Here is a 23,937-nt window from a genome sequence, read left to right as displayed (position 1 = left end):
TACGGCTCCGTGTGCGTGCCGTCGGCGGCGAAGGTGGCGTATCCGCTGGCCATGCGGATGGCGCTGGGGGTGGCGCTGCCGAGGGACAGGGCGGGCACCTGGGGGCCGATGCTGGAGGACAGCAGTCCGGCGGCCTGGGCGGTCTGCCGTACCTGGGCGAGGCCGGTGTCCATGCCGAGCTGCATGAACGGGGTGTTCACCGATTTGGCGAGGGCCTCGCGCAGGGTGATCTTCCCGTAGGACTTGTTGCCGTCGTTGTGCGCGGCGACCTTCCTGCCGCTGCGGTCCCAGTAGGGGCCCTCGGGGGTGGTCACGGGGACGCCGTCGTCGCCGTCGTAGACGCTGTCCGGGGTGACGGGGGTGGCGGGGCCGCCGCGCGTCTTGTGGACGCCGTGTTCGAGCCCGGCGGCGTAGACGAAGGGCAGGAACGCGGAGCCGGCCGGGACGGTGGTCGCGTTGGACTCGTTGTAGCCCTGGGTGCGGTGGTCGGGGCCGCCGTAGACCGCGAGGATCCGGCCGTCGGTGGCGACGGAGGCGGCTCCGTAGTGGCCGTTCTTCGCGGCGTCGGGGTTGTCCTGCTTCGCCTGCTTGCGGGCCTTGGTGACGGCGTCGGTGAGCGCGTTCTCCCGCTTGCGGTCGAAGGTCGTGTAGATCTGGTAGCCGCCCAGGTCGAACTGCTGGTCGGTCAGGTGCGCGGCCTTCTTGGCGTACTGGGAGGCCAGTTCCACCAGGTAGTCGCTCTGCTCGCCGGTGTTGTACAGCGGGTTGGACTTCAGCGGCTCGGGGAACGTCGTGTACTTGGCGCGCTCCTGCGGCGACAGTTTGTGGATCTTGACCATGCGGTCGAGGATCCAGGACCAGCGTTCCACCGCCCGCTGGTGGTTGGCCTTGCTCAGGGTGGGGTCGAACAGGCCGGCGCCCTTGAGCAGTCCGGCGAGCATCGCGGCCTCGGAGGCGTCGAGTTCGCTGACGTCCTTGCCGTAGTAGGCCTGGGCGGCGCGCTGGATGCCGTAGGTGCCGCGGCCGAACCAGCTGGTGTTGAGGTAGCCCTCGAGGATCTTGTCCTTGCTCATCTTGTTGTCGAGCTTGAGGGAGATCATCGCCTCGGTGAACTTGCGGCTGACCGTCTGGTTCTGGTTGAGGTAGACGTTCTTGACGTACTGCTGGGTGATGGTGGAGCCGCCCTGGGTGTCCCCCTCGCCCACGGTGCGGAACAGCGCCCGGCTGATGCCCTTCACGGATATGCCGGGGTCCGAGTAGAAGGTCTCGTTCTCCGCCGCGAGGACCGCCCAGCGGACGTCCGGGGGGATGTCCTTCAGCGGCATCGCCTGCCGCTGCACCCATCCCGTACGGGCCATCGGGGTGCCGTCGGACCAGAAGTAGACGTTGTCCTGCTGGGTCGCGTAGGTGTTCAGGTCGGTGGGTATGTCGGTGACCGCGTACGCGGTCACCAGGAAGGCGCCGAGCAGGCCGAAGGAGGCCAGCACGCCGCCCAGCCACTGCCGCCAGGACGGCAGCCAGCGCCGCCAGCCGGTCCGTCCGGGGCGTGGATAGGCGGGCTTGAGGCGGCGCGCGTAGGGCGCGAGCCGGCGCGCGTACGGGGCGAGCGGCCCCAGCGCGCGGACGGCCACGCCTCCGACGCGTTCCTTCCCCGAGGGCCGGGTGCTGCGCCGGCGCTCGGCCCGGCCGCCCGGCGGGGACGGCTCGGGCCGCGCGGGCACGCGCAACTGCATGGTCTCGTCGGCCCTGAGGCCCTCGACTCTCAGATGCAGCGTCCGATCGGAATCGAGCGGCTGCTCATCGCTCCCGCCCATCCCGGAACGGCCCTCCCCCTGCGACGCATCGGTCACTATGCGTCTCCCCTCCGCACTCGCTCCTGCTCGCGCGGTGAGCTGAGCGTCCTCGCAACGGCGTTCACAAGTTATCAGCGAAGTTTTCGATTCCTCCGCACGAGTGTCGGGTGTATCCCAACACTCATCAAACATTGAGACGCCTCGTTCGGCGCCCCGGTTACCCTGACCCCATGCCTCGCTACGAGTACCGCTGCCGCAGCTGCGGCGACACGTTCGAACTGAGTCGGCCGATGTCCGAGTCGTCCGCGCCCGCGGTGTGCCCCGCCGGGCACGAGGACACGGTCAAACTGCTGTCCACGGTCGCGGTGGGCGGTACGGCGGGCTCGGCGGCCCCGGCGCCCCAGGGCGGGGGCTGCTGCGGCGGGGGCTGCTGCGGCTGACCCCGTCCGTCCCCGCGGGCAGCGGCGGTTGGTCCCGCCCGCCCCCTAAGGGGCCGCGGCGCGCGCCGCCCGCAGGAATTCGCCCAGGATTCGTTCGCCCGCGAGGACTCCCCGCTCCGGCAGCGCGCCGATCCCCGGGGCCGTCCAGTTCGTGTCCGCCAGTTCGCCGTGGCCCGGGCGCCAGCCCCGGTCGGCGGCCAGCAGGAGGTCGGCGTCCAGCAGGGAGTCGCCCGCCGCCAGGGTGAGGCGGGCGCCGGTACGGCGGGCCACCTCGCGGACCGCCGCGCTCTTGGTGAGCGGCCTGGGTACGGCGTAGAGCTTGCGGCCCTGGAGGGAGACCGTCCAGCCGCGGGTCTCCGCCCATGCCGTCAGCTCCTTCACCCACTCCTCGGGCAGCAGTTCGCGCTCGACCACGAGGTAGGCGAACAGATCCTCGGCGACCCGCTGCCTGCGCAGCCACACCGGGTCGGCGGTGCGCGTCAGATGGTCCCGGACCTCGGCCAGCGGCGCGCACTCCTCGGCGAGCCGGGCCAGCACCCGGGCGTGCCAGTCGCGGTCGGTGACCCCGTCGACCAGCAGATGGCCGCCGTTGGCGCAGATCGCGAACCCGGGCTGCGGACCAGGGAGGTTGACGCGCTGGTACTGCTTGCGCGTCCGGGTCGTGACCGGCACGAACACGGCCGCGTCCGCGAGGTCGGTCAGCAGCCGCGCCGCCGTCTCGGTCATGTACGACAGCGGCTTGCTCTCGTGCACCTCGACGCACAGCAGCCGGGGGGCCCGCGCGTCCGGCATGGTCAGCGCGAGGGCCGCCGAGGAGTAGATCAGGGTACGGTCGAGATCGCTCGCCACCAGCACCGGCATCAGGCGTTCACCGCCCTGCCGTCGGCCCCGGTGGCCCCGCGCGTGTACTTGGGGTGGATCAACCCGACGCAGGTGTAGGGCAGTTCGGCGACCTCCTCGACCGGCACCCCGCGCTGCCGGGCGAGCAGCCGGACGTGGTCCAGGTCGCTGCCCGCGCCCTCGCGCGCGAGGATCTTCCAGGGCACCCGGCGCAGCAGCACCCGGGTGGTCTCGCCGACGCCGGGCTTGACGAGGTTCACGTCGTGGATGCCGTACTCCTCGCTGATCCGCTCCACGGCCCGCCAGCCCGCCCAGGTCGGGGTGCGGTCCCCGGCCGACAGCTCCTTGACCGCCTCGTCTACGGTGTCGGCGACCTCCGGGAAGCGGGCGGCGACGGCGTCGAGGAAGGCCGCCGAGACGTCGGCGCCGGCGAGTTCGCGGTAGAACTTGGCGCCGTGGAAGTCGTCCGGGCCGACCAGGTCGGCGCGCAGGACGGTACGCGAGATCAGCCCGGAGACGGTCGAGTTGAGGCAGGCGGAGGGGATGAGGAAGTCCTCGCGGGTGCCGTAGGTGCGCACGCAGGAGCCCGGGTCGGCGAGCACGGCGATCTCCGGGTCGAAGCCGGTGACGCCCGTCCGCGCCGCGAACTCCTCGACTGCCGAGGCGAGTTCGCGGGTGATGGCGCCCTTGCCGGTCCAGCCGTCCACGAACACCACGTCCCGGGGGTCGTGGTGGGCGGCCAGCCAGCGCAGCGCGTTGGCGTCGATGCCCCGGCCGCGCACGATCGACACGGCGTAGTGCGGCAGTTCGAGGCCGTGCCGGAACGCCGCCCAGCGGCGCATCAGCACGCCGACCGGGGTCCCGGCGCGGGCCAGCGACACCAGCACCGGGCGCGGCGACCGCTCGCCGAGGACGGTCTCGGTCACCACGCCGACGGCCCGCGCGATCCGCGCGGCCGAGGCGTCCAGGGCCGCGTGGAACAGCTCCTGGTAGCGCGCGCTGGGCTGGTACTCCACGGGCAGCGACTCGGCGTAGTGCGCACCGCCGCTCTGGATGGCCTCCTCCCGCTCCTCGGTCGGCGCCTCCAGGGTGACGTCCGAGAGGTCCTGGAGCAGCCAGCCGACCTCCTCGGGCGCGTAGGAGGAGAATGCGGGGCCTCGGAGGGGCTCGGGGAGCACGGCCGGCCTTTCGGGAGCGCGCGGGGGCGCGGGGACGTGGGAGGGGACGACCGCGAGCAGTACGTGCGGCACCTGCGCCGCGAGCCGGGCCAGCAGCCCGTCGGGCGCGTGCAGCGCGGGGGTGTCGCCGGCCGAGTCGACCACCGCGACGACGGCGTCGAAGCCGCCGCCCGCGACGTTGTAGGCGTACCGCTCGCCGGGCCCGTCGGCCGGGTCGTCGTGCGCCGGGAAGACCAGGCGGCTGCGGATGGCGTACCCCGGGTCGTCGACCGCGAGCACGGGCGACCGCGTGGTGGTCGAGAACCGCACCCGCGCGGTCACGGTCCGCTCCAACTGGTGGGCGAGCCGGAGCGGGGCGTACATCAGCTCCTCGGAGCCGAGCACGAGCACCCGCCGGGCCCCGGTGGGAAGCGCCTGCGCGATCCGGTCGGCCATGGCGGGCAGGGCGGCTTCGAGACGGGTGCGGTGGGCGGGGGTGAATCCGTGCCGGCCCCCGTCGGGAAGCCCTGCGGGCCAGCCCAGGTCCACCGTCACGGGGACGCGGTGCGCGGCGGCGGCCGGCCGCCGCGGCTCGTGCCCGGTGGCCTCGTGGCGGGCCACCAGTTCCCGCCCCTTCTCCAGCACGCCGTCCGGGAGGAGCACCGTCCCCGACGCCGTGGCGACGAGGTCCACCCGCGCCCCGATCTCCTCGGCGAACCGCGCCATCCGCGCGGTGTCCCCGGCCGACCGCATGTCCACGAGCGCCGCCACCACGTACCGGCGGCGCGGATACCGGGCGTGCAGGTCACGGATGGTGTTCAGCACCGTGTTCCCGGTGGAGAACTCGTCGTCCACCAGCACCAGCGGCCCCTCGCCCGCCAGCAGTGCGGGGTCCGACGGCAGCAGCAGGTGGGACGTGGCGTGGGAGTGGGACTCCTCGAACCCGCCCGCGGGGGTGATCCCGGCGACCGGCCGCCGGGTGGAGTGGAGGTACGGCGCCGTGCCGAGGCCGTCGGCCACGGCGTGCCCGAGCCCCGTCGCGGTCTCCGCGTACCCGAGGACGACCGCGCCGGCCGCCTGGTCGCCGAGCCGTGCGGCGACCCGCCGGCCCAGCCGCACCCCGTGGCCGTACACCACCGAGGGCGCCTGCGGTACGTGCTTGCCGAGGACGTTGGAGACCAGCAGGTGGGCCCGTTTGGGGTTGCGGCGCAGGGCGAGCCCCAGCAGGTCCGCCAGCCCGTCGTCGCCCCGGAGTGCGACCCCGAGTCGCTCGGCGACCCAGGTGCCGGACCAGACCGCGTCGTTCACTGCGTTGTTCATGCGTTCCTTGGGGAGGTCAGCCGGGTATTCCGGCGGCGAGCAGTTCGACGAAGCCGACGTCCTCGTGGGCGACGCCGAACGCCTCCGCGCGCAGCAGGGTCCGTTCGGCCCAGGCGCGGTGCGGTTTCACCTCGTTCATCTTGTTCGTGTACGCGGACCGCAGGACGCCCCCGCCGCCCCGCTCGGGCCGCAGTATGTCCCGGGCGTCGCTGTACTCCTCGTGGCTGACCACGGAAAGGGCGTGCACGGGCGGGACGTGGGAGGGGTGGATGCAGGTCTTGCCGAGCAGGCCGTTGGCCTGGTCGAGGGAGATCTCCCGCAGCAGCCCGTCCATGGCGTGCTCCAGCAGCCTCTCGCGCAGTTCGGCGGCCTGCACCTCCAGGAAGGGGCTCTGCCGCAGCTGGGGCTTGAACATGCGCTCGGAGAGCCGGAAGTACTCCCACACGGGCCCGGTGACGGTGAATCCGGTGCCGTCGGCGCGGCCCAGCATGTTCACGACGTCGGCGATCACGGAGGCGACGACCTGGACGTCGTAGGCGGTCATGTCGGGGGCCCGGCGCAGCCCGTAGGAGGAGCAGAAGTCGGTGACGCCGAGGCGGAGCGCGAGGACCCGGTCGCGGTACTTGTCGACGGCGCGGGAGATGCCCTCCAGGGTGTCCACCCGCGACTCGCGGTACAGCAGCTCCGGGGATTCGAGGACCGGCATGGCGAAGAGGCGGCGGCCGGTGTGCGTCTCGGCGGCGGCCAGGGCCTCCAGGAAGGGCAGGCCGCGCTCCTCGGTGAACTTGGGCAGCACGAAGCCGGACAGCAGCCGCACGAAGGGGCCGAGGCGGCGTACGAGGTCGGGGATCTGTTCGGGGGCGCGCACCCGGACGAACAGCAGCGGCGGCTCGGCGGCGGGCCGGGAGCCGAGGTCGGCGAGCTGCCGGACCAGGTTCTCCTCGGCGGCCGGCACGTCCGCGTCGTCGATGGAGTCCTCCAGGCACAGCACCATGGAGACCACGCCGTTGCCCGCCTGTTTGAGGATGTCGTCGGCCAGTCGCGGCCGGGTGGCGGGGCTGTAGAGCGTGGCGCCGAGGGCGGTGGCGAGCAGCCGGGCCGGGGAGTCCGCGGTGAACGCGCGGGGCTCCCGGTGGAAGAGGCGCTGCCGCACCTCGGGGGCGACGTGCCCGAAATGACGCATAGGACTCCCTCGAAGGTGCGTGCCGAACCCCTGGATTCGGTAAAAGGTGGCCGGTAATAGTACGTAGGAACACCTGTCCGGGGTTCCCTGCGGACGTGAATTTCCGGTGTCCCGGCCGTGTCGGCGGCCGACACCCCCCGCATTGTCGTGGCCAGGGCCGAGAGGGCAGGATGACGGCATGACGCACGCGATGCTGAAGGGCTCGAACGTCCCGCTGGAGGCCACCACGGTGCGCGCCGTACTGCGCTGGACACCGGGGCAGTCGGTCCCGGACGTGGACGCCTCGGCGCTGCTGCTGGGCCCCGACGGCCGTGTGCGCTCGGACGAGGACTTCGTCTTCTACAACCAGCCCCGGCATCCGTCGGGGACGGTGTGGCGGCTGGGCAAGAAGCGCATCACCGAGGGCCTCACCGACACGATCCAGACAGACCTGGCGGGCGTCGAGCCGGAGATCGGGCGGATCCTGCTGGTCGCCTCGGCCGACGGGGTCGCCTTCGACCAGGTGCCGAACCTGAGCATCCTGGTGTACGACGCGGCGACGGCCGACGGTGAGCCGTGGGCGACGTTCGACATCAAGCCGGAGACCGGCGCGGAGACCGCGATGATCTGCGGGGAGCTGTACCGGCGCGGTGAGGGCTGGAAGTTCCGCGCGCTGGGCGAGGGCTACTCCAACGGGCTCAAGGGCCTCGCCACGGATTTCGGCATCTCGGTGGACGAGTCGGAGGCGGAGGAACCGGCGACGGTATCCCAGCCGCTGCCCCCGGAGCAGCCCGCGACGGCGGTGCCGCCCCAGCCGGCCTACGGCTACCCGCAGCCGACCTCCGCGCCGGCGTACGGGTACCCGCAGCCGGTGGCGCCCGACCCCGGGTTCCGGCTGCCGCCGCAGGGGCCGCAGTTCATCGGGCGGTGATCAATACGGCCGGGCCCAGGCCTAGGCCTTGGTCTTGTAGCCGCGGCCCCATTGCAGGCCCCATCCGTACAGCCGGTCCAGCTCGGCCTGGAAGCCGTAGACGAACTTGACCTCCCGGCGGACCATGAGCTCGCCCTTGACGTTCTCGATGAGCAGGACGGCGCAGGAGCGGGCCTGGGGGTGACGCTCGTCCAGGCTGATCTCCAGGCGGGGGCCGCTGCTGGGGTACAGGGTGACGATGGCGTGCGTGCGGTCGAACGCGGGGGTCTGGTCGTAGATGTACACGAAGACCAGCACGCGTTTGATGGACTCGCGGTGGTCGAGGTTGATGTACATCGTCTCGCCGGAGCCCGAGCCGAACCGGTCGTCGCCGCTGATCTTGATGTACGGGGCCGCGTTGACGTCGCCCAGGTAGTCGCCCAGCGGCTGGACGACGCCCTTGGTGCCGTCGGTCAGCTCGTAGAGGCAGCCGAGGTCCAGGTCGACGTTGACCATGCTCTGCCCGTGGCCCTGGATCTCCGGCGGCTTCAGGGCCTTGAGGGGGTGGCGCAGCAGGCTGGGGCGCCGCATGCCGAAGTCGGAGCTGCGCATCCGCCAGGTGAGGTTCACGCGCAGATGGCCGGTGGCCGCGCCCTGTTTGCTGAGGGACACCGTCTGGTGCCGTTTGGTGAGTTCGATGGCGTTGCCGGTGCCGCCGGAGTCGAAGTCGACCGCGCGTGCGCCCAGCAGCCCGTCGAAGAAGCCCATTCCCGCCCCCAGGTACTCGTCCGCATGCCGTCGGGGCGCCCGGCCGTGCCGACCGCCCCGAACGAAGCGTTCCTCACCGGTCAGGGTGTCACACCCCGGAGGAGACCTCGGCCTTCTCCCCGCTGCCGGCGCCGGCCGCCGCGAGGGCCCGGTTGCGGCGCACGGAGGACCAGAAGGACAGGGCGATCAGGACGACGCCGACGAGGCCGGTGATCACCTCGTTGATCTCGTACCGGATGGTCACCATCAGGATCAGGGCGAGGGCGCCGATCGCGTAGTGGGCGCCGTGCTCCAGGTAGACGTAGTCGTCCAGGGTGCCCTGGCGGACCAGGTAGACGGTGAGCGAACGGACGTACATCGCGCCGATGCCGAGACCGAGGGCCATCATCACGATGTCGTTGGTGATGGCGAAGGCGCCGATCACGCCGTCGAAGGAGAAGGACGCGTCCAGGACCTCCAGGTAGAGGAACATGAAGAACGCGGCCTGGCCGGCCAGCAGGACGGCCGACTTCTTCTTGCCGGTGCGGGCGGCCTCTTCCTCCTCCTCGTGCTCGCGCTCCTCCTCTTCCTCGAGGCGTTCCTCGAAGAAGCCGGAGAGGCCGCCGACGACCAGGTAGGTGATCAGACCGGCGATGCCGGCGATCAGGACCGTCTGCGCCTTGTCGGCGTGCGCGCCGCCGTGCTGGTGGGCCTGGGTGGCGAAGGTGAAGGAGGTGATCAGCAGGACGATCAGGGAGATGCAGACCGACAGCATGTCGACCTTGCCGAGCTTGGCCAGGGGCCGCTCGATCCAGCACAGCCACTGTATGTCCCGGTCCTCGAAGATGAAGTCCAGGAAGATCATCAGCAGGAACATGCCGCCGAAGGCCGCGATCGCCGGGTGGGCGTCGGTGACCAGCTGCTGGTAGCGGTCCTTGTCGGCGAAGGCCAGGTGCACCGCGTCGACCGGGTTGAGCTTGGCGGTGATGGCGACGATCACGACGGGGAAGACCAGCCGCATGCCGAAGACGGCGATGAGCACGCCGACGGTGAGGAAGATCTTCTGCCAGAAGGCGTTCATCTTCTTCAGGATTCCGGCGTTGACCACCGCGTTGTCGAAGGACAGCGAGATCTCGAGGACGGCGAGGATCGCCACGACCCCGAAGGCCTCCCAGCCCCCGTAGAAGACGGCGGCGACCAGGCCGAGCGCGGTGACCGCGAACGACCAGCCGAAGGTTTTCAGAAGCACTGGTTACCCCATCGTGTTGTGGGGGCACCTCCCGTGAGGGTCTCCCCCGCGCCGAGCACGGCTTTACGAAACGTTGACTCCGAAGTCTAGAGCGATGCCGCGCAATCCGGACGCGTACCCCTGGCCCACCGCACGGAATTTCCACTCGCCCTGGTAGCGGTAGAGCTCGCCGAAGATCATGGCCGTCTCGGTGGAGGCGTCCTCGCTGAGGTCGTAGCGCGCGAGCTCCTGGCCGTCGGACTGGTTGACCACGCGGATGAAGGCGTTGGAGACCTGGCCGAAGGTCTGGCCGCGCTCGTCGGCCATGTGGATGGAGACAGGGAAGATGATCTTCTCGCACTGGGGCGGGACCTTGGCGAGGTCCACCAGGATGGACTCGTCGTCGCCCTCGCCCTCACCGGTGAGGTTGTCGCCGGTGTGCTCCACGGAGCCGTCGGGGCTCGTGAGCTGGTTGTAGAACACGAACCACTCGTCACCCAGCACCCGGTTCCCGGCACCGCACAGCAGCGCGCTGGCGTCCAGGTCGAAGGGGGCGCCGGTGGTGGAACGCGCGTCCCAGCCGAGCCCGACCATGACGTTGGTGAGGTTCGGCGCGGCCTTGGAGAGGGAGACATTGCCCCCCTTGGCGAGCGTGACGCCCATGATTGCTGGTCCTCCCCTGACGGTGCTTCCCTGTTGTCCTGCGCGTCCGGCGCCGGCCGTAAACGGCTCGGCGCCGGACGGAGTGCCGCGAATCCGCGGCGTCAGACGTTGACGCCGAAGTCCTGGGCGATGCCGCGCAGGCCGGAGGCGTAGCCCTGGCCGATGGCACGGAACTTCCACTCGGCGCCGTTGCGGTACAGCTCGCCGAAGACCATGGCGGTCTCCGTGGAGGCGTCCTCGCTGAGGTCGTAGCGGGCGATCTCCTGCTGGTTGGCCTGGTTGACGACGCGGATGAAGGCGTTGCGGACCTGGCCGAAGGACTGCTGGCGGTTCTCGGCCTCGTAGATCGACACCGGGAAGACGATCTTGTCCACGTCGGCCGGGACCGCGGCGAGGTTCACCTTGATGGCCTCGTCGTCGCCCTCGCCCTCACCGGTGAGGTTGTCGCCGGTGTGCTCCACGGAGCCGTCGGGGCTCTTGAGGTTGTTGAAGAAGACGAAATGCTGGTCGCTGACGACCTTGCCGGAGGTGTTCAGCAGCAGCGCGCTCGCGTCGAGGTCGAAGTCGGTGCCGGTCGTGGTCCGCACGTCCCAGCCCAGACCGACGATGACGGCGGTCAGGCCCGGGGCCTCTTTGGTCAGCGAGACGTTGCCGCCCTTGCTGAGGCTGACTCCCACGAGTCCTCCATGTGGTGTCGAGGGGCGGGGAGCCCCGTCGTGCTTCGGATATGGGATCAACGAACCGATCCTAGTGACGGGTTCCCGCCCCCCGCGGACCCTGGACCCGGAAGGATCCCGGATATCGGCCGACCGGCCGACCTACAGGGTGTCGAGCGCCTTCACGTAGTCGTTGAGGTCACGCGCGTCCGGCAGACCGTTGACCACGGTCCAGCGCACCACGCCCTCCTTGTCGATGACGAAGGTGCCCCGCACCGCGCAGCCCTTGTCCTCGTCGAAGACGCCGTAGGCGCGCGAGACGTTGCCGTGCGGCCAGAAGTCGCTGAGCAGCGGGTACTCCAGACCCTCCTGCTCGGCGAAGACGCGCAGGCTGTGGATGGAGTCGTTGGAGACGGCGAGCAGCTGGGTGTCGCGGTCGGTGAACTTCGGCAGGTTGTCGCGCAGCGCGCACAGCTCGCCGGTGCACACGCCGGTGAAGGCGAAGGGGTAGAAGAGCAGGACCACGTTCTTCTCGCCACGGAAGTCGGCGAGCCGCACGGTGCGGCCGTGGTTGTCCTTGAGCTCGAATTCGGGCGCCTTGTCGCCGACCTGGATCGCCATGTCGTGCTTCCCTTCGGTGGGCTGTTCGGGTGAGAGCACAGCTAACGCTCGGGTCCACCCTACGCAGCGATCACCGGGGTCCCCGGGCGGGCCGGTGAGATCCGGCCCGCCCGGGCGGCGGTCATCGCTTCGACTTGGCCGCCTTCGGGGTGGCCAGCCGGCTGCCGCTCCAGTCCTTGCCGACGCTCACGCTCTTGGCCGCGGTCAGCCCGGCCGTCGTGGCGGCGTCCTGGATGTCGCTCGGCTCCACATAGCCGTCACGACCCGTCTTCGGCGTGAGGAGCAGAATCGCGCCGCCCTCTTCGATGTACGTGGTGGCATCCACCAGCGCATCCGTCAGGTCACCGTCGTCGTCACGGAACCACAGCACAACGGCGTCGGCCACGTCGTCGTATTCCTCGTCCATCAGGTCACCCTCGATGGCTTCCTCGATGGACTCGCGGAGTTCCTGGTCGACGTCGTCGTCGTAGCCGATCTCCTGGACCACCTGCCCGGGCTGGAACCCCAGCCTGGCGGCAGGGTTCGTCCGCTCCTCCGCGTGGTCCGCGGTCGCGCTCACGGGTTGCCTCCTGATCATGTCTTGGTGAATATCTCAGCCACGCGCGTGCGCGAAGCATTGGCCGTAGTCCACACGGGCGGGGCGGATCGCGCAAGTACCCGGCGGTCCCGACCGCCGAAACGGTGACGATCCCGGCCGTGTCGCCGCAACTCCTGGCACCGTATCTCGATTCCGCGCCACCCACATCACCCCGATGTGCCCGGTTTGCACGGCGCGGAATCATCCATGGATGGAACCATCGAACAACTTTGCCAAGCGCGTCACACCCCGGGCGTATCGTTGCGTTTTGACCGGCGGTGTGCTCCGGCCGTACGCCGGGGAGGCTCCGGTGAAGATGACGGGCGCGCTCCCCCGGTACACGATGGGGAACGGCGCGGGCACGAACAGTAGGCACGAGTAGCGGCACGAGCAGCGAGCAGAGTGACGAGCAAGAACCGGCCCTCCGACAGGTAAGGAACAGCGTGGCTTCCGGATCCGATCGCACCCCGATCATCATTGGCGGCCTTCCGAGTCAGGTTCCTGACTTCGATCCCGAAGAGACCCAGGAGTGGCTCGACTCCCTCGACGCGGTCGTGGACGAGCGCGGCCGGGAGCGGGCGCGTTACCTCATGCTGCGGCTGATCGAGCGGGCCCGCGAGAAGCGCGTGGCCGTGCCCGAGATGCGCAGCACGGACTACGTCAACACCATCCCCACCAAGAGCGAGCCGTTCTTCCCGGGCAACGAGGAGATCGAGCGCAAGATCCTCAACGCGACGCGCTGGAACGCGGCCGTGATGGTCTCGCGCGCCCAGCGGCCCGGCATCGGCGTGGGGGGCCACATCGCCACCTTCGCCTCCTCGGCGTCGCTCTACGACGTGGGATTCAACCACTTCTTCCGCGGCAAGGACGAGGGCGACGGCGGCGACCAGGTCTTCTTCCAGGGCCACGCCTCGCCCGGCATCTACGCGCGCGCCTACCTGCTGGACCGGCTCACCGAGGACCAGCTGGACGGCTTCCGCCAGGAGAAGTCGAAGTACCCGAACGGCCTGTCCAGCTATCCGCACCCGCGCTCGATGCCGGACTTCTGGGAGTTCCCGACCGTCTCCATGGGCCTCGGTCCGCTGGGCGCGATCTTCCAGGCGCGGATGAACCGCTACATGGAGGCGCGCGGGATCGCGGACACCTCCAAGTCCCACGTGTGGGCGTTCCTCGGCGACGGCGAGATGGACGAGCCGGAGTCGCTGGGCCAGCTCACCCTGGCGGCCCGGGAGGGCCTGGACAACCTGACCTTCGTGGTCAACTGCAACCTCCAGCGCCTGGACGGCCCGGTGCGCGGCAACGGGAAGATCATCCAGGAGCTGGAGTCGGTCTTCCGGGGCGCCGGCTGGAACGTGATCAAGCTGATCTGGGACCGCAGCTGGGACCCGCTGCTCGCGCAGGACCGGGACGGCGTCCTGGTCAACAAGATGAACATGACCCCGGACGGGCAGTTCCAGACGTACGCCACGGAGTCGGGCGCCTACATTCGCCGGCACTTCTTCGGCGACGACCACCGGCTGCGCGCCATGGTCGAGAACATGACCGACGACCAGATCCTGCACCTGGGGCGCGGCGGGCACGACCACCGCAAGATCTACGCGGCGTTCAAGGCGGCCAAGGAGCACAAGGGCCAGCCGACGGTGATCCTGGCCAAGACGATCAAGGGCTGGACGCTGGGCCCGAACTTCGAGGGCCGCAACGCCACGCACCAGATGAAGAAGCTGACGGTCGACGACCTCAAGCGCTTCCGGGACCGGCTGCACCTGCCGATCTCCGACCGGGAGCTGGAGTCCGGCCTGCCGCCGTACTACCACCCGGGCCGGGACTCGGAGGAGATCCAGTACATGCACGACCGCCGCAAGGGCTGCGGCGGTTACGTCCCCACGCGCGTCGTGCGCTCCGAGCCGCTCGCGCTGCCGGACGACAAGGCGTACGCGACCGTGAAGAAGGGCACCGGGCAGCAGTCCATCGCCACGACGATGGCCTTTGTGCGGCTGCTCAAGGACCTCATGCGGGACAAGGAGATCGGCCGGCGGTTCGTGCTGATCGCGCCGGACGAGTACCGCACGTTCGGCATGGACTCCTTCTTCCCGAGCGCGAAGATCTACAACCCGCTCGGGCAGCAGTACGAGTCGGTGGACCGTGAACTGCTGCTCGCCTACAAGGAGTCGCCGACCGGGCAGATGCTGCACGACGGCATCTCCGAGGCGGGCTGCACGGCCTCGCTGATCGCGGCGGGCTCGGCCTACGCCACGCACGGCGAGCCGCTGATCCCGGTGTACGTCTTCTACTCGATGTTCGGTTTCCAGCGCACAGGTGACCAGTTCTGGCAGATGGCCGACCAGCTGGCGCGCGGGTTCGTCCTCGGCGCGACCGCGGGCCGTACGACGCTGACCGGCGAGGGTCTCCAGCACGCCGACGGGCACTCGCAGTTGCTGGCCTCGACGAACCCGGCGTGCGTGGCCTACGACCCGGCGTACGCGTACGAGATCGCGCACATCGTGCAGGACGGTCTGCGGCGGATGTACGGCAGCTCGCCCGAACATCCGCACGGCGAGGACGTCTTCTTCTACCTCACCGTCTACAACGAGCCCATCCGGCACCCGGCGGAGCCGTCCGACGTGGACGTCGAGGGCATCGTCAAGGGCATCCACAAGCTCTCCGACGGTCCCGGCGGGGCGATCCCGGCGCAGATCATGGCGTCCGGGGTGGCGGTGCCGTGGGCGCTGGAGGCGCAGCGGATCCTCGCGGAGGACTGGAACGTGCGGGCGGCCGTGTGGTCCGCGACGTCCTGGAACGAGCTGCGGCGCGAGGCCGTCGCCTGCGAGCAGCACAACCTGCTGCATCCGGAGGAGGAGCAGGCCGTCCCCTACGTGACGCGCAAACTGAGCGGCGCGGAGGGGCCGTTCGTGGCGGTGTCCGACTGGATGCGGTCGGTGCCGGACCAGATCGCCCGGTGGGTGCCAGGGCCCTACCAGTCGCTCGGCGCGGACGGCTTCGGCTTCGCCGACACCCGGGGGGCGGCGCGCAGGTTCTTCCACATCGACGCGCAGTCGATCGTGGTGGCCGTGCTCACGGAGCTGGCGCGGGCGGGCCGCATCGACCGCTCCGCTTTGAAGCAGGCGATCGACCGCTACCAGGTACTGGACGTCACGGCGGCCCACCCGGGAGCGGCCGGCGGCGACGCGTGACCGGGGGCGCCGGGACGCCCCTGCGCCAGGGGGCCTCCGGCGCCGAGCGGGCCGGGTCTGCCCATGGCCGGCCGCACGGCCCCCGGGGTGAGCCGGCACCCGGCAGAGCCCCGCAGGACGCACGCCGCGTCACCCGGCCGAAGCCCCCAGGGCGCACGCTGTTCCCCTCCTGCAGCGTGCGCCCAGGCGTGATCCACTCTGGGGCGCGTGGAGCGCGCCGCGCCAGGGAACCCCGGTCGAGTCACCCGGCCGGGCGACCGCGGGTCAGATGTGACCCACGCCCGCCCCCGCCTCCGCGTTGTCGCCCCGCTTGGTGAGGAGGGCGACGAGGACCGCGGCCACCGCGACGCCCGCCGCGACCAGGCAGGCGAGGCTCATGCCGGAGATGAAGGTGTGGTGGGCCACCTCGGTGATCTTCGCGGCTATCGGCCCCGGTATCCCCTTCTGCACCGGCGCCACACCGGCCTGCACCGCCTCGGAGGCCTGGTCCAGCTGGGCCGGGGTCAGCGGCGGCAGTCCCGCCGCCTTCCAGTTGCCCTCCAGCGAGCTGTCGACCTTGGAGGCCATCACCGCGCCCAGCACCGCCGTGCCGAGGCTGCCGCCGATCTGCATGGCCGCCTGCTGGAGGCCGCCGGCCACACCGGACAGCTCCATGGGCGCGTTGCCGACGATGACCTCCGTCGCGCCGACCATGACCGGCGCGAGGCCGAGGCCGAGGAGGGCGAACCAGAGGGACATCACCCCGCTGCCGGTGCCGGCCTTGAGGGTGGACATGCCGAACATGGCGATCGCGGTCGCGGCCATGCCGCCGGCCAGCGGCACCCGCGGGCCGAACCGGGTGATCGCGGCGCCGGCGAGCGGCGAGGCGACGATCATCATGCCGGTGAGCGGCAGCAGGTGCAGGCCCGCGTTGACCGGGGACATGCCGTGCACGTTCTGCAGGTAGAACGTCACGAAGAACAGGCCGCCCATGAAGGCGATGGCCATGAGGACCATCAGGACCACACCGGCCGACAGCGGCACCGAGCGGAACAGGCCGAGCGGGATGAGCGGCTCGGCGACCCTGGTCTCCCAGAACGCGAAGAACGCGAAGAGCAGCACCGAGGCGACGATGAAGCCCCAGGTCCTGCCGTCGCCCCAGCCCCAGGACGGGGCCTTGATGAGCGCCCAGACCAGGCAGAACATGGCACCGGACAGCAGCGCGATGCCGAGCACGTCGAAGGAGCGCGGCGCGTTCTGGGCGCGGTGGTCGAGCAGGATCAGCAGGCCGAGGACCAGCGCGATCGCGCCGACCGGCACGTTGATGAAGAACACCGACTGCCAGTTGACGTGCTGCACGAGGACGCCGCCGAGGATCGGGCCGCCCGCGGTGGACGCGCCGATCACCATGCCCCAGATGCCGATGGCCATGTTGAGCTTCTCGGCCGGGAACGTGGCCCGCAGCAGGCCGAGCGCGGCCGGCATCAGCAGCGCGCCGAACAGGCCCTGGAAGACCCGGAAGATGATGACGGTGGCGATGGTGTGCGACAGGCCGATCGCCCCGGAGGCGGCGGCGAAGCCGGTCACGCCGATGAGGAAGGTCTGCCGGTGGCCGAAGCGGTCACCGAGCTTGCCCGCGGTGATCAGGGTGACCGCGAGGGCGAGGAAGTAGGCGTTGGTGATCCACTGCACATCGGCGAAGCTCGCGTGCAGATGGTCGCGGATGGCCGGGTTGGCGATGGCCACGATGGTGCCGTCCAGGGCCACCATCATGACCCCTACGGCAACGGTGATCAGGGTGAGCCAGGGGTGGCCGCGCAGCCCCGCGTCCGGGGTGGGCTTCTCCGGGGCCGCCGGGGCTCCGTCACCCGGCCCTGTCGTGTCGATGGTGGTCTGACCAGTCATGCGTTCGAGACTAGTGACAGCCACTGACAATTGACAAACAATTTCATAAGTCGGTAACTGACAGATCGCGGATATACACTGCTGAGCTGGCCGAACGTCACGAGAGGGGCCGCCGAGGGCCATGGAGACGCTGCGCGAGCGCAAGAAGCGGCGTACCCGGGAGGCGCTGCTGCGGGCCGCTCTCGAACTGTTCACCACCCGGGGGTACGAGCGCACGACCGTGGACGAGATAGCCGCGGCCTGCGACGTCTCCCAGCGCACCTTCTTCCGCTACTTCGCGGGCAAGGAGGACGCGGCCTTCGCGATGCAGGAGCGGGCGCAGGCGCTCTTCCTGGCCGCCCTGCGCGCCCGCCCGCCGCACGAGCCGCCGATGGAGGCACTGCGGCAGGCGGTCCTGGAGGGCTGGGACGCGGTCCGGAGCAATCTCGAGTCGGTCGTGCCGGTCGACCTCTACCTGCGCATGTACCGCACGATCGAGTCGACGCCCGCGCTGCTCGCCGCCCATCTGCGCCGCTCGACCGCGGCCGAGGAGACGATCGCGCGGCTACTGGCCGAGCGGGAGGGCGTGGACGTGGACGCGGACCCCCGACCGAGGCTCGCCGTGGCGGTGTTCGGCGGGGTGATAAGGGTCACGGAGCGCCAGTGGTGCACGGGCCGGGACTGCAGCCTGGAAGCCGTCCGGAAGCTCACCGTCTCGTACCTCGATCAGGTGACTTCGGCACTCAAGGGGAACTGGCGCTCGGCCTGAGGCCGTTGGCATCACGACCGAAAGATCGTCACCAGCGCGTCCGGGGGCCGCCGATGTGGTGTGCGGCAGATCGACTTCACCGGGTTCGAAAGATCGTTCACGGCGTGTTCGACTCACGCCGAAACGTGATCCCGGTCACCCGGTTACCGCGAGACCGTCTCGTTCTCCTAGTGTGTCCTCCCAGTGACTTCCTTCGACACCTCCTCCCCGCAACTCAACGTCTGGCGCGCGATGCTGGCGCTGGCCGTGGTGTTCGTGATGCTCGCCACCACCGGGTGGACCGCCCTGCGCACCCACCGGGAGTCGAGCGAACTGCAGACCTCCCTCGACAAGTGGAGACACGGCAGCCTGCACGGGCTCCGGCTGCCCGACCCGGGGGCCGACCCCGCGCGGCTCACCCGCTTCTTCGCCACGCTCTCCGCCCACGACCGCACCCGCCTCGTCCACCGCTACCCGCTGGCGGTCGGCAACATGAACGGCGCGCCGGTCGACCTGCGCTACCGGGCCAACCACCTCGCGCTGGAGCAGGAGCGCGAGAGCGAGCGCCGGCGCATGCACGACAGCCGGCTCAGCACGGCGGGCCAGCAGGACGCGGGCCGCCGCATGCGCCGCTACGAGTCGCTGCTGACCCCCGGCCGGCAGATCCTCTCCTTCGACCCGGAGGGCACCGGCCGCATCTCCGAGGTCTTCGGGAACCTGACCCGGGCCCAGCGGATCTCGGTCGTCGTCCCCGGTGTCGACACCGATCTGCTCACCTTCCAGAAGACGAACCGCCCGTACACCGCCCCGGTCGGCATGGCCAAGGCGCTGTACGCCCAGGAGCGCGCGACGCGCCCCGCCACGCGTACGGCGGTGATCGCCTGGGCCGACTACACCTCCCCCGACGGCCTCGGCGTGGACGCGGCCACCGGACTGCGCGCGGCGGAGGGCTCCCTGCGGCTGAACGCGCTGCTGCGGGCCCTGCCCGGCGGCGCCCCGGTGTCGATGTTCTGCCACAGCTACGGCTCAGTGCTCTGCGGCGTGGCCGCGCCCAGGATGCCCCGGCGGGTCACCGACATAGCGGTGGCCGCCAGCCCCGGCATGCGGGTCTCCAAGGCCGCCCATCTGGACACCGGCGCCCGGGTGTGGGCCATGCGGGACGCCACCGACTGGATCCAGGACGTCCCGTATCTGGAGCTGGGCGGGCTCGGGCACGGCGCCGACCCGGTCTCCGCCGCCTTCGGCGCCCGGGTGCTGTCCGCCGAGGACGCGCAGGGCCACGCCGGCTACTTCCAGCCGGGCACGGACAGCCTGCGCAACCTCGCCGACATCGGCACGGGCGCGTACGACGAGGTGACCTGCGCCGGCGGTACCGCCGCGTGCCGGGCGGACCTGCCCGGCGCGAAGACGGCCCAACGCGCGTAGAAACAGCAGGAAGTGCGGTCCGCGAGGGAGGCGACGGAGGGGGACGTGCCGCATACGATGAGCCGCATGGGTGACGTACTGGCGGGTTTTCATGCCGTCTGGGAGTTCGAGTCCGACTCCGTGCTCATCCGTTACGAACGGGGGATTCGAACACCGAAGTTGTTCCAGGCGCTCGGGGAGCGGCGGATCCCGCTCTCCGCGGTCGAGGAGGTGCGGCTCGCTCCGGGCCGGCGCGGCACCGTCGTCCTGCGGCTGCTGCCCCGCGCGGGCGCCGATCCGCTGATGGAGGCGGCCGACGGCCAGCTGAAGGAGGGCTCCGATCCCTACCGGCTGGTCCTGCCGGCCGAGCGGGAGTCCCAGGCGGCGTCCTGCGCCGAGGAGTTGACGGCGCGGCTCACCGGGTCGGGGCCGGCGGACCGCTACCTGGTGGCGGCGCCCGAGGCGCCGTTGCAGTTCAAGGCGTACGACGGGAAGGCCACGTTCGACGGCACGTCGGTGCGGTTCCGGTGGTCGTCGACGGGCGCGTCGTCGGCCAAGTGGAAGGCCGGCGACCAGAGTTACCCGGTCACCGGTCTCAGTGGGGTGGAGTGGCGCTCACCGGAGGCCCTGGAGGGCTATCTCCGGTTGCGCTCCTTCGATGCGGCGCCGGACGCGGCGCCCGAGCCCGACCAGGATCCGGCGGCGGTGGTGTTCGGGCTCGGTTACGGTCCGGTCCACGAGTCGCTGCCGTTCGCCGCCGCGGTGCTGGCGGCGGTCCGCTCGCACGGTCCGGTGCCGGCGGCGGTGCCGCGGTGCCGCCGCGACCCCGCGGACATCGCCGAACGGATCCGGCACCTCGGGGAGCTGCACCAGGCCGGGCTGGTCACCGACGAGGAGTTCGCCGGCAAGAAGGCGCAGCTGCTCGCGGAGCTCTGACTACTCCCGGCCCGCCGAGGTGAAGCTCATGTCCGCGTACCGCTCGCCCGCGACCTTGCCCGCGATCGGCTCCAGCCGGGCCAGTTCGTCCTCGGTCAGGGTGATGCGGACGGCGCCCACGTTCTCCTCCACCCGGCCCGCCTTGCGGGTGCCCGGGATCGGGACGACCGCCAGCGAGTCGACGGCCGCCCGCTGCTGGACCCAGGCCAGGGCGATCTGGGCCGGGGTGGCGCCATGGGCCTCGGCGATGGCGCGCAGGGGCTGGAGCAGGGCCGCGTTGGCCGCCGCGTTGTCGCCCGTGAAGCGGGGCTGCTGACGGCGGAAGTCGTCGGCCGTGAGGTCCTGGTCGGCGTTGGCGAAGGCACCGGTGAGGAAGCCCCGCCCGAGCGGCGAGTACGGCACCAGGGCGACGCCCAGCTCCCGCGCGGCCGGCACCACGTGCGCCTCGATGTCCCGGCTGAACAGGGACCACTCCGACTGCACGGCCGCGATCGGGTGCACGGCGTGCGCGGCGCGCAGCTCCTCGGCGGTGACCTCGCTGAGGCCCAGGTGCTTGACCTTGCCCTCGCGCACCAGCTCCGCCATCGTGCCGACGGTCTCCTCGATGGGCACGTTCACATCGCGGCGGTGCATGTAGTAGAGGTCGATCACATCGACGTCGAGCCGCCGCAGGCTGCCCTCGACGGCCTCGCGGATGTAGGGGGCGTCGTTGCGGATGATCCGCTTGGTCGGGTCGTCCTTCGGGATGGACAGGGCGAACTTGGTGGCGATCACCACCTCGTCGCGGTGGGCGCGGAAGAAGGGGGCGAGGAACCGCTCGTTCTCGCCGGCACCGTACGCGTCGGCGGTGTCGTAGAGGGTCACGCCCAGCTCCAGCGCCCGGTCGAGGGCCGCGCGCGCCTGCTCGGCGTCGGTGGGGCCGTAGGCGAAGCTCATGCCCATGCAGCCGAGGCCCTGCACGCCGACCTCCGGCCCCTGCGTTCCCAGGCGTGCCGTCGGAATCCTGGCGTCGGTCATCGAGTGGTCCCCTCTGTCGCGTAAAAGCTGATCTTGCGGTCGAGTACGGCGAGCGTGTCGCGCAGTTCGGCGATGCGCCCGAGGACGTCCCGGCGGGTCTGCTCCAGCAGTTCCTGCCGCTCCCGGTAGGTGTCGCTGCCCGCGCGCACCAGTTCCGCGTACCGGACCATGTCCGCCACCGGCATTCCGGTCAGCCGCAGCTTGGTCACCAGGTCCAGCCAGTCCAGGTCCCGGTTGCTGTAGCGGCGCTGACCGGTGTGGGAGCGGTCGACGTGCGGCATCAGGCCGATCCGCTCGTACCAGCGCAGGGTGTGCGCGGTCAGACCGGTGAAGGCGACGACTTCACTGATCGTGTAGCGGTCCTGGCCGTCGGGGCGCGCGTGGCGCGAGGGCCGGGCGGAGCAGATGTCGGCGGGGTGGGATTCCTCGAGCGTCGCAGGCGTGGTCTGCATCACCGTCATGCCTCAACGCTATGACCTTGGAGTGCACTCGAAGCAAGCGAAGCCGGTAAGAAAACCGCAGGACCGGCGGTGTGGCCGGTCGCTGGTGCTGTGGCCGGGAGGGTTGGCCGGTGAACCTTTCCGGTCGCCGCGCTAGCGTACGGGGCCATGAGTTCAGTGCGACGGGCCCTGCCCGAAGAGGCCGGAGAAGTCCTGCGGCTGCGGCAGGTGATGATCGACTCGATGTCCGCGGAAACCGACGGGCCGACGGACTGGCACGCCGACTCGCTTCCGGCACTGCGGGACCGGCTGGCCGACCCCGGCAGCGGTTTCGCGGCCTTCGTCGTGGACCATCCGGACCGGCCGGGTGCGCTGGCCGCGCTGGCCTGCGGGACCGTGGAGTACCGCATCGGCCGGGCCGGGAACCCGCAGGGGCGGGTCGGGCATGTGTTCAGCGTGGCCACCGACCCCGGTGCCCGGCGGCGCGGGTACGCGCGGGCGTGCGTGGAAGAGCTGGTGGAGTGGTTCCGGGCACAGGGCGTGCGGCAGGTCGACCTCACCGCGTCCGCGCAGGCCGAGTCCCTGTACGCGTCGCTCGGCTTCGTCCGCAAGCCGGACCCGTCGATGCGGCTGCACCTGTGAGCCGCATAGGCTCGTCCGCATGTCGTTGAACAGCCTGGCGTCGATCGAGAACTGGCCCGTGCCCACCGCGGCGGCGGGCGTCGTACGAGCCGACGGGGCCGTCCTCGGGACGCACGGCCCCCTCGCCCACCGCTTCCCCCTCGCCTCGGTCACCAAGCCGCTGGCCGCGTACGCGGCGCTGGTGGCGTACGAGGAGGGGGCGATCGAGCTGGACGAGCCGGCCGGCCCGCCCGGGGCGACGGTCCGCCATCTGCTCGCGCACACCTCGGGGCTGGCCTTCGACGAGCACCGGGTGACGGCCCCGCCCGGGGAGCGGCGGCTGTACTCCAACGCCGGGTTCGAGCAGCTCGGGGACCATGTGGCCAAGGCGACGGACATGCCGTTCGCCGAGTACGCGCGGCAGGCGGTGCTGGAGCCGCTGGGCATGACGGCCACCTCGCTCGCGGGCTCCCCGGCGAAGGACGGGGTCTCGACGGTCGAGGACCTGCTGCGGTTCGCGGCGGAGTTGCAGGCTCCCCGGCTGCTGGACCCGCGCACGGTGGCGGAGGCGATGACGGTCCAGTTCCCGGGCACCAAGGGCGTGCTGCCGGGGTACGGGCACCAGAACCCGAACGACTGGGGGCTGGGCTTCGAGATCCGCGCCGCCAAGTCCCCGCACTGGACGGGCGGTTCGTCCTCCCCGCGCACCTTCGGCCACTTCGGCCAGTCCGGGACGTTCCTGTGGGTCGACCCGGACGCCGGTCTCGCCTGCGCCGCCCTGACCGACCGTGCCTTCGGGCCGTGGGCGATCGAGGCGTGGCCGGTGTTCACGGACGCGGTGCTGACGGAAACGCGCGCCGGCCGCTGAGCCCCGCCCGGCGATGACCCGGCGGTCCCGCGCGGCGGCGCCGGGCCGGTGGGCCGTCAGCCGGTCATCTCCCACACCAGCAGCTCCGCCCGGGTCATCGCCACCGCCGTGAGGCCGCGGGCACCGGTGATCCGGGCCGCGTCACCGGGGTGCAGATGCTCGCCGGCCAGCCGCATCTCGCCGTGCACGACATGGACGTACAGGTACGGCGCGTCGGGCAGGGCGGTGCGCGCGCCCTCGGCCGGGCGGCGGACGTGGAGCGTGGCGCCCGCGGCCGGGACGGGGTAGGGGGTGGCGTCGGCGATGCCGGGGACGATCGCGTACGACGGGTCGCCGCCCGGCTCCCGGGGGGTCAGCCACATCTGGAGGAAGGCCAGCGGGCGGTCGCCGTCGTTGCGTTCCACATGACGTACGCCGGCCGCGGCGCGAAGGTGCTGGACGTCCCCCGGGCGCACGGTCGTCTCGTGGCCCGCGGAGTCCCGGTGGGTCAGCTCGCCCTCGATCACCCAGGTGACGATCTCGGTGTGGCTGTGCGGGTGTTCACCGAATCCGGCGCCCGGCGCGAGGCGCTCCTCGTTGCAGGCGATCAGCGGACCGAAGCCCAGGTTGTCCGGGTCGTAGTGCGGGCCGAAGGAGAAGGCGTGGCGGGTCTCGATCCCGGCCGCCGGGTCCCCGCCCGGGTAGCGCTCGGCAGCGCGCCGTACGTCCATCACGATCACCACCGTATCCCCGGAC

The 23,937-nt window shown here is 71.1% G+C and carries 22 protein-coding genes; 8 read left to right on the top strand and 14 right to left on the bottom strand.

Annotated features, from left to right (window positions below; all coding sequences use genetic code 11):
* On the bottom strand, nt 1-1,814 hold a 1,814-nt coding region (locus FRZ03_RS27330; RefSeq protein ID WP_261399351.1), incomplete at its 3' end, for a transglycosylase domain-containing protein.
* Between the two features lie 209 nt (nt 1,815-2,023).
* On the opposite strand from FRZ03_RS27330, the gene FRZ03_RS27325 reads away from it, so the two are divergent.
* Nucleotides 2,024-2,233, top strand: a complete 210-nt coding sequence (locus FRZ03_RS27325; protein WP_146467800.1) for an FmdB family zinc ribbon protein — start codon at nt 2,024-2,026, stop codon at nt 2,231-2,233.
* Nucleotides 2,234-2,278: 45 nt separating this feature from the next.
* Here the strand turns inward: FRZ03_RS27325 and FRZ03_RS27320 are convergent, their stop codons facing one another.
* From FRZ03_RS27320 to FRZ03_RS27310, 3 genes are read right to left on the bottom strand one after another with little or no spacing between them, the layout of a single operon-like run.
* Nucleotides 2,279-3,094 (bottom strand): HAD family hydrolase, encoded by an 816-nt coding sequence (locus FRZ03_RS27320; RefSeq protein WP_146467799.1) that lies wholly within the window; start codon nt 3,092-3,094, stop codon nt 2,279-2,281.
* The gene (locus tag FRZ03_RS27315; protein ID WP_146467798.1) at nt 3,094-5,550 is read right to left on the bottom strand and encodes a phosphoribosyltransferase; all 2,457 of its coding nucleotides are present in this window, start codon (nt 5,548-5,550) and stop codon (nt 3,094-3,096) included. The genes FRZ03_RS27320 and FRZ03_RS27315 overlap by 1 nt, the downstream gene beginning before the upstream one ends.
* 16 nt (nt 5,551-5,566) lie before the next feature.
* Nucleotides 5,567-6,733, bottom strand: a complete 1,167-nt coding sequence (locus FRZ03_RS27310) for an HpcH/HpaI aldolase/citrate lyase family protein (protein ID WP_146467797.1) — start codon at nt 6,731-6,733, stop codon at nt 5,567-5,569.
* A 178-nt stretch (nt 6,734-6,911) separates the two neighbouring features.
* Here FRZ03_RS27310 and FRZ03_RS27305 point away from each other — a divergent pair, with 178 nt between their 5' ends.
* The gene (locus FRZ03_RS27305) at nt 6,912-7,643 is read left to right on the top strand and encodes a TerD family protein (protein WP_146467796.1); all 732 of its coding nucleotides are present in this window, start codon (nt 6,912-6,914) and stop codon (nt 7,641-7,643) included.
* Nucleotides 7,644-7,664: 21 nt separating this feature from the next.
* On the opposite strand, the gene FRZ03_RS27300 is transcribed toward FRZ03_RS27305, so the two are convergent.
* The 6 genes from FRZ03_RS27300 to FRZ03_RS27275 form a co-directional block, all read right to left on the bottom strand.
* Nucleotides 7,665-8,390, bottom strand: a complete 726-nt coding sequence (locus FRZ03_RS27300; RefSeq protein ID WP_146467795.1) for a TerD family protein — start codon at nt 8,388-8,390, stop codon at nt 7,665-7,667.
* Between the two features lie 88 nt (nt 8,391-8,478).
* Nucleotides 8,479-9,618, bottom strand: coding sequence for a DUF475 domain-containing protein (locus FRZ03_RS27295; protein ID WP_146467794.1), 1,140 nt, complete (start codon nt 9,616-9,618; stop codon nt 8,479-8,481).
* Nucleotides 9,619-9,681: 63 nt separating this feature from the next.
* A complete protein-coding gene (locus FRZ03_RS27290; RefSeq protein WP_070027618.1) occupies nt 9,682-10,260 on the bottom strand; it encodes a TerD family protein in 579 nt (192 codons plus the stop codon).
* A gap of 101 nt (nt 10,261-10,361) precedes the next feature.
* Nucleotides 10,362-10,937 carry a TerD family protein gene (locus FRZ03_RS27285; protein WP_146467793.1) on the bottom strand — a complete coding sequence of 192 codons (576 nt, stop codon included), beginning with the start codon at nt 10,935-10,937 and terminating at the stop codon, nt 10,362-10,364.
* 141 nt (nt 10,938-11,078) lie between these two features.
* Nucleotides 11,079-11,537: a peroxiredoxin gene (locus tag FRZ03_RS27280; RefSeq protein ID WP_146467792.1), complete on the bottom strand. Its 459-nt coding sequence runs from the start codon at nt 11,535-11,537 to the stop codon at nt 11,079-11,081.
* Nucleotides 11,538-11,658: 121 nt separating this feature from the next.
* Complete coding sequence (locus FRZ03_RS27275; protein ID WP_186785636.1) at nt 11,659-12,096, bottom strand: DUF3052 domain-containing protein; 438 nt, start codon at nt 12,094-12,096, stop codon at nt 11,659-11,661.
* 461 nt (nt 12,097-12,557) lie between these two features.
* On the opposite strand from FRZ03_RS27275, the gene aceE reads away from it, so the two are divergent.
* Nucleotides 12,558-15,305 carry a pyruvate dehydrogenase (acetyl-transferring), homodimeric type gene (gene aceE / locus FRZ03_RS27270; protein ID WP_146467790.1) on the top strand — a complete coding sequence of 916 codons (2,748 nt, stop codon included), beginning with the start codon at nt 12,558-12,560 and terminating at the stop codon, nt 15,303-15,305.
* 264 nt (nt 15,306-15,569) lie between these two features.
* Here the strand turns inward: aceE and FRZ03_RS27265 are convergent, their stop codons facing one another.
* Entirely contained in the window at nt 15,570-17,189 is a 1,620-nt protein-coding gene (locus FRZ03_RS27265) for an MFS transporter (RefSeq protein ID WP_146467789.1), read from the bottom strand.
* Nucleotides 17,190-17,310: 121 nt separating this feature from the next.
* On the opposite strand from FRZ03_RS27265, the gene FRZ03_RS27260 reads away from it, so the two are divergent.
* From FRZ03_RS27260 to FRZ03_RS27250, 3 genes are all read left to right on the top strand, one after another.
* A complete protein-coding gene (locus FRZ03_RS27260) occupies nt 17,311-17,937 on the top strand; it encodes a TetR family transcriptional regulator (RefSeq protein WP_146467788.1) in 627 nt (208 codons plus the stop codon).
* Between the two features lie 183 nt (nt 17,938-18,120).
* A complete protein-coding gene (locus FRZ03_RS27255; RefSeq protein ID WP_146467787.1) occupies nt 18,121-19,341 on the top strand; it encodes an alpha/beta hydrolase in 1,221 nt (406 codons plus the stop codon).
* Nucleotides 19,342-19,407: 66 nt separating this feature from the next.
* A complete protein-coding gene (locus FRZ03_RS27250) occupies nt 19,408-20,256 on the top strand; it encodes a DUF4429 domain-containing protein (protein WP_146467786.1) in 849 nt (282 codons plus the stop codon).
* On the opposite strand, the gene FRZ03_RS27245 is transcribed toward FRZ03_RS27250, so the two are convergent.
* Together FRZ03_RS27245 and FRZ03_RS27240 are read right to left on the bottom strand one after the other, a co-directional pair.
* On the bottom strand, nt 20,257-21,273 hold the full coding sequence (locus FRZ03_RS27245) for an aldo/keto reductase (protein ID WP_146467785.1): 1,017 nt from the start codon (nt 21,271-21,273) through the stop codon (nt 20,257-20,259).
* A complete protein-coding gene (locus FRZ03_RS27240; RefSeq protein ID WP_146467784.1) occupies nt 21,270-21,734 on the bottom strand; it encodes a MerR family transcriptional regulator in 465 nt (154 codons plus the stop codon). The genes FRZ03_RS27245 and FRZ03_RS27240 overlap by 4 nt, the downstream gene beginning before the upstream one ends.
* A 147-nt stretch (nt 21,735-21,881) precedes the next feature.
* On the opposite strand from FRZ03_RS27240, the gene FRZ03_RS27235 reads away from it, so the two are divergent.
* Nucleotides 21,882-22,355: a GNAT family N-acetyltransferase gene (locus FRZ03_RS27235; protein WP_146467783.1), complete on the top strand. Its 474-nt coding sequence runs from the start codon at nt 21,882-21,884 to the stop codon at nt 22,353-22,355.
* 19 nt (nt 22,356-22,374) lie between these two features.
* Nucleotides 22,375-23,202 (top strand): serine hydrolase domain-containing protein, encoded by an 828-nt coding sequence (locus tag FRZ03_RS27230; RefSeq protein WP_146467782.1) that lies wholly within the window; start codon nt 22,375-22,377, stop codon nt 23,200-23,202.
* A gap of 56 nt (nt 23,203-23,258) precedes the next feature.
* Here the strand turns inward: FRZ03_RS27230 and FRZ03_RS27225 are convergent, their stop codons facing one another.
* Complete coding sequence (locus FRZ03_RS27225) at nt 23,259-23,912, bottom strand: pirin family protein (RefSeq protein WP_146467807.1); 654 nt, start codon at nt 23,910-23,912, stop codon at nt 23,259-23,261.
* Between the last annotated feature and the right edge of the window lie 25 nt (nt 23,913-23,937).

The organism is Streptomyces misionensis (genome assembly GCF_007896895.1).
GTDB classification, from domain to species: domain Bacteria; phylum Actinomycetota; class Actinomycetes; order Streptomycetales; family Streptomycetaceae; genus Streptomyces; species Streptomyces misionensis_A.
This window is presented reverse-complemented; position numbering and strand designations above follow the sequence as displayed.